Source organism: Solibacillus silvestris, assembly GCF_051967575.1.
Lineage (GTDB): Bacteria > Bacillota > Bacilli > Bacillales_A > Planococcaceae > Solibacillus > Solibacillus silvestris_B.
Window position 1 is genome coordinate 14,451 of the sequence record NZ_JBQCJW010000003.1, and the last position, 12,625, is coordinate 27,075.

The 12,625-nt window shown below is 43.0% G+C and carries 12 protein-coding genes; 3 read left to right on the forward strand and 9 right to left on the reverse strand.

Going from position 1 to position 12,625, the window contains the following annotated elements:
* Positions 1-308: gamma-type small acid-soluble spore protein (locus ACTHOQ_RS02450; protein ID WP_440494083.1), on the forward strand; the 308-nt coding region annotated here is incomplete at its 5' end.
* A 247-nt stretch (positions 309-555) separates the two neighbouring features.
* Positions 556-1,449: an AraC family transcriptional regulator gene (locus ACTHOQ_RS02455; protein ID WP_440494084.1), complete on the forward strand. Its 894-nt coding sequence runs from the start codon at positions 556-558 to the stop codon at positions 1,447-1,449.
* A 136-nt stretch (positions 1,450-1,585) separates the two neighbouring features.
* Here the strand turns inward: ACTHOQ_RS02455 and glnA are convergent, their stop codons facing one another.
* The 3 genes from glnA to ACTHOQ_RS02470 form a co-directional block, all read right to left on the reverse strand.
* Entirely contained in the window at positions 1,586-2,920 is a 1,335-nt protein-coding gene (glnA, locus tag ACTHOQ_RS02460; RefSeq protein ID WP_440494085.1) for a type I glutamate--ammonia ligase, read from the reverse strand.
* Between the two features lie 61 nt (positions 2,921-2,981).
* Positions 2,982-3,362, reverse strand: a complete 381-nt coding sequence (locus ACTHOQ_RS02465) for a MerR family transcriptional regulator (protein ID WP_440494086.1) — start codon at positions 3,360-3,362, stop codon at positions 2,982-2,984.
* Between the two features lie 148 nt (positions 3,363-3,510).
* Positions 3,511-4,758 carry a methionine gamma-lyase family protein gene (locus ACTHOQ_RS02470; RefSeq protein ID WP_440494087.1) on the reverse strand — a complete coding sequence of 416 codons (1,248 nt, stop codon included), beginning with the start codon at positions 4,756-4,758 and terminating at the stop codon, positions 3,511-3,513.
* Positions 4,759-4,875: 117 nt separating this feature from the next.
* Here ACTHOQ_RS02470 and ACTHOQ_RS02475 point away from each other — a divergent pair, with 117 nt between their 5' ends.
* Positions 4,876-5,484 carry a trimeric intracellular cation channel family protein gene (locus tag ACTHOQ_RS02475; protein WP_440494088.1) on the forward strand — a complete coding sequence of 203 codons (609 nt, stop codon included), beginning with the start codon at positions 4,876-4,878 and terminating at the stop codon, positions 5,482-5,484.
* Positions 5,485-5,536: 52 nt separating this feature from the next.
* Here ACTHOQ_RS02475 and ACTHOQ_RS02480 read toward each other — a convergent pair whose 3' ends face one another.
* The 6 genes from ACTHOQ_RS02480 to mutS all read right to left on the reverse strand — a co-directional run bounded on the left by ACTHOQ_RS02480 (position 5,537) and on the right by mutS (position 12,588).
* Positions 5,537-5,839: a rhodanese-like domain-containing protein gene (locus tag ACTHOQ_RS02480; RefSeq protein WP_440494089.1), complete on the reverse strand. Its 303-nt coding sequence runs from the start codon at positions 5,837-5,839 to the stop codon at positions 5,537-5,539.
* 76 nt (positions 5,840-5,915) lie between these two features.
* A complete protein-coding gene (gene hfq, locus ACTHOQ_RS02485) occupies positions 5,916-6,143 on the reverse strand; it encodes an RNA chaperone Hfq (RefSeq protein WP_440494090.1) in 228 nt (75 codons plus the stop codon).
* An 88-nt stretch (positions 6,144-6,231) separates the two neighbouring features.
* The gene (gene miaA, locus ACTHOQ_RS02490; protein ID WP_440494091.1) at positions 6,232-7,131 is read right to left on the reverse strand and encodes a tRNA (adenosine(37)-N6)-dimethylallyltransferase MiaA; all 900 of its coding nucleotides are present in this window, start codon (positions 7,129-7,131) and stop codon (positions 6,232-6,234) included.
* Positions 7,124-8,041, reverse strand: a complete 918-nt coding sequence (locus tag ACTHOQ_RS02495; protein WP_440494092.1) for an alpha/beta hydrolase — start codon at positions 8,039-8,041, stop codon at positions 7,124-7,126. The genes miaA and ACTHOQ_RS02495 overlap by 8 nt, the downstream gene beginning before the upstream one ends.
* Before the next feature lie 22 nt (positions 8,042-8,063).
* Positions 8,064-9,959 (reverse strand): DNA mismatch repair endonuclease MutL, encoded by a 1,896-nt coding sequence (gene mutL / locus ACTHOQ_RS02500; RefSeq protein ID WP_440494093.1) that lies wholly within the window; start codon positions 9,957-9,959, stop codon positions 8,064-8,066.
* Between the two features lie 13 nt (positions 9,960-9,972).
* Positions 9,973-12,588 carry a DNA mismatch repair protein MutS gene (mutS, locus tag ACTHOQ_RS02505; RefSeq protein WP_440494094.1) on the reverse strand — a complete coding sequence of 872 codons (2,616 nt, stop codon included), beginning with the start codon at positions 12,586-12,588 and terminating at the stop codon, positions 9,973-9,975.
* Positions 12,589-12,625 lie beyond the last annotated feature (37 nt).

The following is a 12,625-nucleotide window of genomic DNA, read 5'->3' on the forward strand; positions in this document are numbered from 1 at the left end:
CTTCCGGTTTATTTGCCAACAATGGCTACCAGAAAAATTCCAGTGCCATGAACGCTGAATTCGGAATGGAAACGGACGTTAATCAAGTCCGGCAGCAAAACCAGCAGGCTGAAGCTAAAAAGCAGCAAGCTTCCGGTTTATTTGCCAACAATGGCTACCAGAAAAATTCCAGTGCCATGAACGCTGAATTCGGAATGGAAACGGACATTAATCAAGTCCGACAGCAAAACCAGCAGGCTGAAACTAAAAAGCAGCAAGCTTCCGGCATATTTGCCAAAGATCGCTACAAAAACAATAATGGCAAATAAGCTAATTATTTTTCAAAACCGGCAATCTTATTTGCCGGTTTTTTGCTTCCCGTATTATCGTTTTTTCACACTTCCAATTAGCTCCTCTTTATATATGGCATTCCTCTTATTCCTTAGTTTAAGCTCAAATAATTTCTCTTATAATCTACAATTACTTCCAAATACCGCAATTTTGGAACAGTATTTCTCCAGTATTTTGATATACTGGTTTTACTGTACGAAATGCCCTTTATTTGGAGGAACTTTAATGGACACAACGGAAACTCTGCAAGGAATTCTAGAATTTATTGACGAACATATCACAGATAATATCAGCCCGGAAGTTTTAGCTGCACAAGCGGGATATTCAACTTGGCACTTCTGCCGATTATTCCAATGGGGTACTGGCTATTCGGTGATGGCCTATGTACGGAATCGCCGCCTTGCTTTCGCTGCTTATGAACTTTCTTCTGGCAAGCGAATTCTTGATATCTCAATGGATTATGGGTTTGGGACTCATTCTGGTTTTAGTAAAGCTTTTCGGCGTTATTTCGGTTGTTCACCAGGAACCTATCGCTTGCATGCACATAGTAATCGTCCGTTCCCGCCAAGTCTCCCCGGCGCGTACAAATACTTGATTGGAGGAATTATTATGGAGCCTAAATTTGTTACACTTCCTGCTATAAAGCTTGCTGGTTTTGCAATCAAAACAACTTCAGTTGCTGGAGAAAACTCAAAAGCAATCCCTGCTTTCTGGAATGATTACATGAGTAATGGAATGATGGAAAAACTACACGCAGAAAAATTCATCAAAAAGCACGATGAATATGGTGTGTGCTTCCAGGAAGACATGACGACCGGAGAATTCGAGTATGTTATCGGCGTTGAACGGAAAGACGATGCAGAAATTTCTGGAGAATATCATGTTTGCGAAGTACCTCCCGCAACCTATGCAGTATTTTCATCCCCACCAAGTGATGGAGCAAACTTTGCTGCTGCTATTCAAGGCACGTGGAATTACATTTTTAATGAATGGTTCCCTAAGTCTGGTTATGAGTACGCACCAAATTGTAATGACTTTGAACTTTACGATGACCGCAGCATGCCTGATGAAGGAAAGATTTGCGATATCTATATTCCGGTAGTTAGAATGCAAAAATAGAGACAAAATACAATTGAATGGTGTTAAAAAAGATCAAATCCATTTAAAGAAAATAGCCATGTGGGCAAGGGAAAATCAGCTTGCGGACAATAAAACCATCAAAAGCGTTGGAGCCTACAGCCCCAACGCTTTCATCTTAGTACATTTTCATATATTGGTCGCGTTCCCACTGGTGGACAGTTGAACGGTACATTTCGAACTCGATTTCTTTCGCTTCTTTAAAGTTTGCGTAAATGTGGCTGCCTAATGCTTTTTGAACAACGTCATCCTTTGCAAGCAATGCAAGTGCGTCGTCCAAAGCTGCAGGCAAGTTGTCGATGCCATTTGCTTTACGCTCTTCTTCGCTCATCACATAAATATTACGGTTAATTGCTGGCGGTGGTGTCAATTGTTTGCGGATACCTTCGAGACCCGCTTCTAAAATTACAGCCATTGCTAAGTACGGATTCGCGGACGGATCCACTGAACGTACTTCCACACGTGTTGATACACCGCGGGAAGACGGGATGCGAATAAGCGGTGAACGGTTTTGTGCTGACCATGCAACATAGCATGGCGCTTCATAACCCGGCACTAAACGTTTATAAGAGTTGACAGTCGGGTTGGTAATTGCTGTGAAGCCTTGTACATGTGTCAATACACCAGCCATAAATTGCATCGCTGTTTCAGAAAGGCCCAATTCTGTTGATTCATCGTAAAATGCATTTTCTTTCCCTTTAAATAAGGAAACATTGAAGTGCATTCCTGAACCTGCTTCCCCGAATAATGGCTTAGGCATAAATGTTGCGTGCAGGCCATGTTTACGAGCGATCGTTTTCACGACCAATTTAAATGTTTGGATGTTGTCGCAAGCTGTGATCGCATCTGCATATTTAAAATCGATTTCATGCTGTCCGGGTGCTACCTCATGGTGGGAAGCTTCGATTTCAAAGCCCATTTCTTCAAGTTCTAAAACGATATCACGACGGCAGTTTTCCCCTAAATCTGTAGGGGCCAAGTCGAAGTAGCCTCCATGGTCGTTCACTTCCAAACTTGGTTCGCCTTTAGCATCCAATTTAAATAAGAAGAATTCAGGCTCTGGTCCTAAGTTGAAATCCGTAAATCCTAGCTCTTCCATTTCTTTTAACACGCGTTTTAAGTTATTGCGGGGATCTCCTGCAAAAGGTGTACCGTTCGGATTATATATATCGCAAATAAAACGGGCTACTTTCCCCTTCTCGGCAGTCCACGGGAAAACCATAAACGAGTCATAATCAGGGTATAAATACATATCTGATTCTTCGATGCGTACGAAGCCTTCGATTGAAGAGCCATCAAACATCATTTTGTTGTCTAATGCTTTGTCTAATTGGCTTACTGGAATTTCAACGTTTTTGATTGTTCCTAAAATATCAGTAAACTGTAGACGAATGAATTTTACCTGTTCTTCCTGTACAAGATGTTTAATATCTTCTTTTGTGTATTTACCCACTAAATTCCACACTCCTAAAATTGTTTGGACCGATGATTATCGTTCAAATATAGATTGCACGCTATTGATAAAAGCGCGATAAGTCCCCTTGTCGGATAGATGTTCTTTGCATGCGCTGAGCTTGGCGCATTTCTTCGCGTAAAATTTTACGCAATTCCGAATCGGATATTTCTTTGTTTGCTTGCTGAACAGTCGGATCGTTTTTCATTGCAAACACTTTTTTGATGCCTGCCATATTGATTCCTTGTTCCAGCATATCTTTAATTTCCAATAATGTATCGACATCATTCAGTGAAAACATGCGTTGATTTCCTTCTGTACGGTGTGGCTGAATTAAATCATGCTCTTCATAATAACGGATTTGCCTTGCTGTCAGGTCCGTTAGCTGCATGACGATGCTTATCGATAATAGCGGCATTGAACGTCGAATTTCACTACTCATTTAATTCACCTCCCTTATAGTTATATTACGGTCTGTTATGTTCCTTGTCAATTACATGTAAGAAAAACTGACACCCTTAGTATAACTTAGCGTTTTCCATTCCAAATGCAGAAAAAAATCGCCCAATAAATGGACGATTCTCGAATTATTATTTCAATTTTTGCACCGCTGAACAAATGGCGTACTTCACATGCTCATAAGTTAAGCCACCTTGGACGAAAGCTGTAAACGGCGGTCGAATAGGGCCATCAGCCGTTAGCTCGATGCTTGACCCTTGGACAAATGTCCCTGCCGCCATAATAACGTCATCTTCATATCCCGGCATATATGCAGGCTCTGGGGCGAAGTGCGCATTGATGGGCGAGGCCGCTTGAATTTCGCGGCAAAACGCGATCATTTGCTCCGCTGTACGGAATGAAACTGACTGAATTAAATCTGTTCGCACATCTTTATAATGAGGAGCTGTCGACATGCCGATTTCTTCTAGCATAGCCGATGTGAAAATTGCTCCTTTCAAGCTTTGGGCAACAATATGCGGTGCCATGAAAAAGCCTTGGTAAAAATCAGCCAATGCATTCAACGTTGCTCCTGCTTCTGCACCGATACCAGGCGAAGTCATACGGTATGCGCACTTTTCCACTAAATCAGCGCGCCCTGCAATATAGCCCCCGATTTTCGCAAAGCCGCCACCCGGGTTTTTAATTAATGAACCTGCCATTAAATCAACACCGACTTCTGTAGGTTCGAGCAGCTCGACAAATTCACCGTAGCAGTTGTCCACAAAAATAACCGCATATGGAGCAATTTCCCGAATTCTCACAACCATCTCCGAAATTTGTTCAATTGTAAAAGAAGGACGTGTCGCATAGCCTTTTGAGCGCTGGATCGCAATCATTTTCGTCTTTTCATTGACCGCTTTTTTTACACCGTCCCAGTCGATTTTCTTATTTTCGATCAAATCGACATGTGCATAGCCAATTTGATAATCTTTTAATGAGCCTGTATCTTTTTCGCCCCCATCAACAATTGATTGAAGGGTGTCATACGGTTTTCCTGTAATGTAAACAAGCTCATCTCCGGGACGCAAAACACCGAACAAACTTAATGTAATCGCATGTGTACCCGAAATGATCTGCGGGCGTACAATAGCCGCTTCCGCCCCGAAAACTTCCGCGTAAACACGCTCCAGATTGTCGCGCCCTTCATCATCATACCCATATCCTGTAGAAGGATGTAGATGGAAGTCGCTTACTTGATTATTTCGAAACGCCGCCAGTACTTTTTGTTGGTTAAAAAATGCGCGTTCGTCGACTTGCTGGTGAACGAGGCGCACTTTCTCTTCCACTTCGGCTGCGAGCGTTAAAGTTTCAGTTGTTAATACTGATTGAAATGCCATTATTACTACTCCATTCTGTTCAAACTGTATCTATTATACATTAAAAAATCCGGTTTTGACGAATGTTTGAAAAACTGCTATCCTCATGGTCGATAATATTTTAAAGGGGATTTGCTTATGGCTTGGGAAGTATTTAGCGTCATTGGGACCGTTGCCTTTGCGATTTCGGGGGCAATTGTCGCAATGGAGGAAGAATACGATTTATTCGGTGTGTACATATTAGGGATTGTCACTGCTTTTGGAGGCGGGGCTATCCGGAATATATTAATCGGCCTACCTGTGTCGACATTATGGAGCCAAGAAATGATGTTTCAAATTGCGTTGTTTGCGATTACGGTTTTCTTTTTGATGCCTCATCACCTTATTAAGCATTGGAACCGCTGGGGGTACGTGACCGATGCGATTGGATTGTCCGCATTTGCCATTCAAGGGGCAATGCATGCCGTACACCAGGATTTGCCGATCGGGGCCGTTATTGTAGCCGCCGTTTTAACGGGTGCCGGCGGTGGAATTGTACGCGATCTTCTAGCAGGCAGAAGACCGATCGTATTGCGCCATGAAATTTATGGTGTTTGGGCAGCAAGTGCAGGTTTGTTAATCGGCCTTGAAATTTTCAGCGGCGATCTATTCTTATATTTATTATTCATCATAATCACCGTATTGCGCTTCTTCTCCTACACAAGAGGCTGGAGTTTGCCGACGAAAAAAATACCTTTTATAAAATAGAATAAAACTAGGGAGCGCCGGATGATCCGACGCTCCCTTTCCATGCAGAAAATTATTTAAATTCCAATTCTCCATCATAGGCCGTCATGCCGCCTTCTAAATTCGTTGCATCAAAACCTTGCGCTTCCAAATATTCACATGCATTCGCACTGCGAACGCCGCCTTTGCATACTACGATATATGATTTTGAAGTGTCTAATTCATCTGTACGCTCCGGAATCGAACCTAGTGGAATATGTACAGCTCCCGGTATCATTCCGTGCTCTACTTCAAAGTCTTCACGTACATCAATTACGTGTAAATCTCCATTCGCATCGAGTAAGTTCAACAGCTCATCTGTCGTCATCGTTTTCATCATAATTCCTCCAATACTTGTAGCATCTTAGTCATTATAATCAAACAGCCGAAATCGCGCCACAAGTTTAGCCTAATTACTGTTCTTCATCTGCCAACGCCACATTTTTTGATGGGACGAAAGTAGAGATGGCATGTTTATAAATTAACTGTTGCTTCCCTTCCGATTCTAACAACACCGTAAAATTGTCATATGATTTTATTAAACCTTTCAATTGAAAGCCATTCAACAAAAATACTGTCACAAAAATATTGCTTTTGCGCATATTGTTCAAAAACGTATCTTGCAAATTCATTGATTTCATAATCGTCCAATCTCCCTTACCATAAAATACATGCAATAATTACCTATTCGTTGTTAGAGCAAAATATCCCTTTTAAAATCAGAATATTTTAGAACAAACTTTTGATTTCATTCCAATCATTTCCAATCCAAGCGATATCCATTTTGTTGCGGAAGTACGTTAATTGGCGTTTCGCATAGCGGCGGGAATTCTGTTTAATGTTATCGATTGCCTCCCCAAGCGTTACTGCACCATCAAAATATGCGTACAATTCTTTATAGCCAATCGCTTTAATGGACTGTACATCACGGATACCGGCATCATATAAAGCGCGCACCTCTTCAAGCAATCCAGCCTCCATCATTAATTCCACACGCAGATTTATGCGTTCATACAATTTTTCGCGGTCCATATACAACCCGATAATCAGATGGTTATATAATGGGATGTTCCCACGATTGAACTGTTCTTCAGCACGCGATACACCGGCAAGTTCTGCCATTTCGAGCGCGCGGATGACACGTCTCGTATTATTCGGATGAATTTCCGCCGCTGCGGCTGGATCAATTTGCGCTAATTTTGCATGCATCTGCTCGGGACCTAGTTTTTCAAGCTCTGCATAATAGTGCGCACGCGCCTGTTCATCCACTTCCCGCTTGGCAAACTGAAAATCATACAATACCGATTGCACATAAAGTCCAGTCCCGCCAACGATGATCGGCATTTTTCCGCGGGCCTGAATTTCTTCAATTTTGCCGCGCACAAGCTGTTGGTATTCCGCTACCGAAAATCCCTCTGTCGGCTCCTTAATATCGAGCAGATGGTGCGGGATTCCCTCCATTTCTGCCTCTGTGATTTTCGCAGTGCCGATATCCATATGGCGGTAAATTTGCATTGAATCACCATTAATAATTTCACCGTTCATTTCTTTCGCCAGACGAATGCTGAGCGCTGTTTTTCCGGATGCGGTAGGACCGATAATGGCCACTACATCGATTTTTTTATTCATTCTTTAACCACCGTACTATTATTTCAATTACTTGTTGCTTCTTTTTCTCATTTAAAATTTCGTGGCGCATCCCTTCAAACAAATGCACTTTCACCTGTTTCACACCTGCAAGAGCCAGCTGTTTTCCCGCTTGCAAAACACCTTTTGCTTCTGTACCGCCGACAGGATCCTCCGTGCCGCTTATGAGCAATATTTTTAAATCTGGACGTATTCGGGCATTTTCGCGATCATTTTTCAACATGGCCATTCCTCCGGTTAGATCGGCAAAAAATTGATTTGTCGCGACAAAGCCGCAAAATGGGTCATCAATATATTTCTGCACTTCCTTTTCATCGGTGGAAAGCCAGTCAAAATTCGTTTTGGCATTTGGGATATTGCGATTAAAATTCCCAAAACTAAGCTTATCCATTAATTTGCTTCGCGTTTTCGCCCCTTGCAGTTTCACTAGCTGCCGCGCGACAATATGGCCCGTTTCATGCAGCAATGTCGGGGAACCTGTGCCGCTTAAAATTAAGCGCTCTATTTTTCCGCTATATTGCTGTATAAATCGCCGCGCTATAAATGAACCCATACTATGCCCGAATAAAATAGGGCGTCCCGCAGTTTCATCTTTTAAATATGCAAGCACTTCATGCACATCTTCCACAATGCGGTCAAAACCGTTTTTCAATCCAAAACAGCCGAGCATACCGCTTTTTTGTGCAGTAAATCCATGGCCGCGATGATCATGGGCCGATACAAAATACCCTTCTTCACATAGCTTTTCGGCAAAACGTTCATAGCGCGCACTATGTTCTGCCATTCCATGTAAAATATGAATATGGCCTAACTTATTTCCTTTTGGTGTAAATGTACGGACAAATATATCGTGTCCATCCGACATCGTTGCATAAAATGAATGTTGATCCATAAACTCCCCCCCTTTTTATGAATTACATAACTCGTTTAAACATTTTCTCCACTTCATAGGACGTAAAATGAATTAAAACAGGGCGTCCATGCGGGCATGTAAATGGGTTATCTGCATTCCTTAAATCTTCTATAAGTCTTTCCATCTGCTCTTTATTTAAATAATGGTTTGCTTTGATCGATTTTTTGCAGCTCATCATAATGGCCGCATCTTCACGCAGTTTCTTTATATTCGTTTTCCGCGCGTTTAATACTTGTTCGATTAGCTCCTCAATAATTTCCTGTTCTTCCCCTTTTGGAAACCAGGTCGGATATTCTCTTACGACAAATGACGAAAGCCCAAATTCCTCCAAATAGACTCCTACTTCTTCAAGTGCTTCCATACATTCTTTTAGACGCAATGCCTCGTCCGCAGCATAGTGGAATGTGAGGGGCATCAGCAGTGCCTGGCGTTCATTCGCATTTACATCGCCGACTTTATTCCGGTAATATTCGTACTTGATTCTTTCCTGTGCCGCATGCTGGTCGATTAAATAAAAGCCGTCCTCCATTTGCGCCACAATGTACGTACCGTGAATTTGCCCAACAATTTCTACTTGCGGAAAATGACGTTTCATCTCCTGTTGATCATGCTTTTGTTCATGTTGGACAGTTTGCGTTTCAGCGTAAGGCGCTTCACTTGGAGGCATACGCATTTGACGCTGTTCGTCCTCTTCAAAAAGAGCGTCTGCCTTATCTGAATTTTGTCGAAGTTCAATAGGTGCCGGTGCATACGGCTCTTTTACAATCGAAGCCTCATTCGTTAAACGCTCAACAATTGTCGTTAGTTTATCCTCATCAAATGCAGGCTGCGAAGCTTTCATTGGATTCCAAATATTCATTTGTTCGCTCTGTGCACGAATCGGTTTCTCTTTTTTTTCCGCAAGCGGAATACGAATGACTTCACGAATGGCTGCCCGGATCGTATCCTCGATCAGCTTGAGCAGCTCTGGCTCTTTGCTTAAACGTACTTGGTGCTTTGCCGGATGCACATTGACATCGGTTAATTGCGGATCGCCTTCCACATAAAGAAGGACGATAGGAAACCGTTCAATCGGCAAATACGTATGATATGCATCAATGATCGCTTTTTGAATGACAAAATGCTTGACCCATCTGCCATTCACGAATAAGGACATATAATTTTTCGATGCGCGTGTTACTTCAGGCAAGCTTGCAAAACCATGTATTTTATAGTCATTATTGCTCGCTTCAAACGGCAGCATTTTTTTTGCGTGATGCGCACCGTATATCGCCGCCAAAACTTGCTGTACTTGTCCGCGACCATTTGTTTGGAGCAAAGTTTGGCCATTGTGGACAAGCTTAATCGCAATTTTCGGGTAGCCGAGCGCAATCCGGTTAATAAAATCAATTGTATGCCCTAGCTCTGTCTGAATCGTTTTCAAGTATTTCAATCGTGCAGGCGTATTGAAAAAAAGCTGTGCAACGGTAATATCCGTCCCTCGGCGCAATGAAGTTGGCTTGTGTTCTTTCAAGTGGCCGCCCTCTAGATGTAAATGCACGCCGCCATCCCCGTCAGATGTGCGAAGCGTCAATTTAGAAACCGAAGCAATGGATGCCAAAGCCTCGCCGCGGAAGCCAAGTGTACGAATACGGAATAAATCCTGCTCTTTTTCAATTTTCGAAGTGGCATGGCGGGAAAAAGATTTAAGCGCGTCTTCTTCATCCATGCCGCTTCCGTTGTCGATTACTTGGATCGAGCTAAGACCTGCTTCTTCCAGAAAAATTTCAATTGATGTGCTGCCTGCATCAATGGCATTTTCGACTAATTCCTTGACGACAGATGAAGGACGTTCCACTACTTCACCAGCCGCGATTTTATTCGATAGCCATTCATCCATTATTTGAATTTTTCCCATTGCTCTTCCCTCCTTATTTATTGCCTGCCAGCTTTTGCTGCAGTTCGTATAATAAAGTCATTGCCTGCATCGGTGTCGTACCCATCACATTCAGTTTTGCCAATGTATCGAGTACTTCTTGCTGTTCCGGTGCAATTGCCGGTTCTTCATTAATCGTAAATAATGAAAGCTGCAGCTCCTCTTCCGCAATTTGTTCAGGAATTCGTTCAACTGTTTGTGGCGATTGCTCATGAATAATCACTTTCGGTTTTTCTGCGGCTGCTCCTTCAAATTGCTGAAGTAAAATACGCGCACGCTGTAAAATCGGTTCCGGCATTTCCGCAAGCTCAGCAACGTGCACCCCGTAGCTTTTATCTGCTGCACCTTTCTTCACTTTATGCAAGAACACGACACGCCCGTCTTGCTCTGTTGCACTTACATGAACATTTTGCAGACGGTCAAGCTCATTTTCCAAGCCTGTCAACTCATGATAATGCGTTGAAAATAAAGTGTTTGCGCCAATTTCCTCATGAATATATTCCATCATCGCCTGCGCCAAACTCATACCATCATATGTGGAAGTTCCTCGCCCGATTTCATCAAAAAGCAATAAACTATTTTTCGTCGCATGTGTAATTGCATGTTGTGATTCCAGCATTTCAACCATAAACGTCGATTGCCCGGCAGCTAAATCATCGGCAGCACCAATTCGCGTGAAAATTTGATCAGTAATCGGCAGTACCGCTTCATCCGCCGGTACATAACAACCCATTTGCGCCAGCACGACGATTAGTGCAACTTGGCGCATATACGTACTTTTCCCGGACATGTTCGGGCCCGTAATAAGCATCATATTTTTTTCATCTGTCAATACACAATCATTCGGTACATAGCTTTGCTTATTAAGCATTTTTTCGACTACCGGGTGACGCCCTTCAATAATTTTCAATGTGCGCCCTTCATGGAATACCGGCTTTGTAAAACGGTATTTGTCCGTCACGGCAGCAAAGCCCATCAGTACATCAAGCTCGCTTATCTGTGCGGCCAATGCTTGGACACGGGGAATATATCCCTTCAATTCATCACGCAGCGCCACAAATAGATCATATTCCAATGCCAAGCTTTGCTCTTCCGCATTTAAAATCAGCGTTTCTTTTTCCTTCAGCTCTTCTGTAATGAAACGCTCGGCATTGGCCAATGTTTGCTTCCGTTCAAAACGGGCTAAATCCGTGTTATTTAAATGCGATTTCGTAATTTCGATATAGTAGCCAAAAACGCGGTTATAGCCGATTTTCAGGTTTTTGATGCCTGTCAATTCACGTTCCTTTTGCTCAAGCTGGGCGATCCAGTCTTTGCCGTTGCGGGAGGCATCACGGTATTCATCAAGCTGTGCATTGTATTCATCGCGGATGACATCGCCTTCTTTGATCGAAATCGGCGGGTGGTCTGTAATCGCCTTTGCCAATAGCTGCTCAATTTCGGCACAGACGTCCAGTTTCTCCCCTAGTGCCGAGCATTTTTCATGGCCGCTGTTTATTAGCTTTTCTTGGATTGTAGGCACTTGACGCAATGATTCGCGCAGCTGCGCCAAATCACGCCCGCCGACAGAGCCGAATGCGACACGCCCCGCTAGACGCTCTAAATCATAAACATTTTTCAATAATGTCGTTAATTCATCGCGCAAAAAGAAATCTTCCAGCAATTCGGCAACAACTTCCTGGCGTGCTTCAATCGCCTTTTTATTGGCGAGCGGCTGATGCATCCATTGCTTCAGCTTTCGTCCGCCCATTGCTGTAACGGTTTCATCCAATAACCATAATAGCGTCCCTTTCGAATCCCCGCCGCGAATCGATTGAATCAACTCTAAATTACGCTTTGAATTTGTATCGATCCGCAAATAATTATTCTCCTCTGTATAGCGGAATGGCTGAATATGTGACAAAGAACGCATTTGTGTTCGTTCAACATATTGTAATAGACGCTTTGCCACACCTTGCAAACCCGCGGGCACATGGCTGACATACTGAGTTGCCTTTGTCGCGTCCATCTCTTCATTTTCCAAAGATAAAACAATCCCGCCCGCCTCCGCATAATCCGCCACAAGCAGCTGCAATTGCTCCGTTACAATTACTTCTTTAATCGCGTATGCTTGTACTTGCTGGATTAATTGTTTGGCGTTTCCCTCGATAATCGAACAATTCGCTTCCCCTGTCGATACATCTAAATAGGCAAAAGCGATTTCGTTTTGGGCAATGCTTTCTGCGGCTGCGATGAAATGGTTTGACTTGCCGTCAAGCGCTTTTCCTTCAGTAATTGTCCCTGGTGTAATTACTTGCACGACTTCACGTTTCACTACACCTTTTGCATGTTTCGGATCTTCAGTCTGTTCGCAAACTGCCACTTTATAGCCTTTTGCGACAAGTGTTTCGATATAGCCCTGTGCTGAATGATGTGGAACCCCGCACATCGGGATCGGATTATCGGTATTGCCTGCGCGCGCTGTCAACGTGATTTCCAACAGCTGGGACGCTTTTATCGCATCATCGAAAAATAATTCATAAAAGTCGCCTAGGCGATAAAATAAAAAAGCGTCTTTGTAATCTTGTTTCACGAGCATATATTGCTGCATCATCGGTGTATATGTAGTCATTATTGATTTCCCTCACTTGCTAAAACTTGTACAAGTA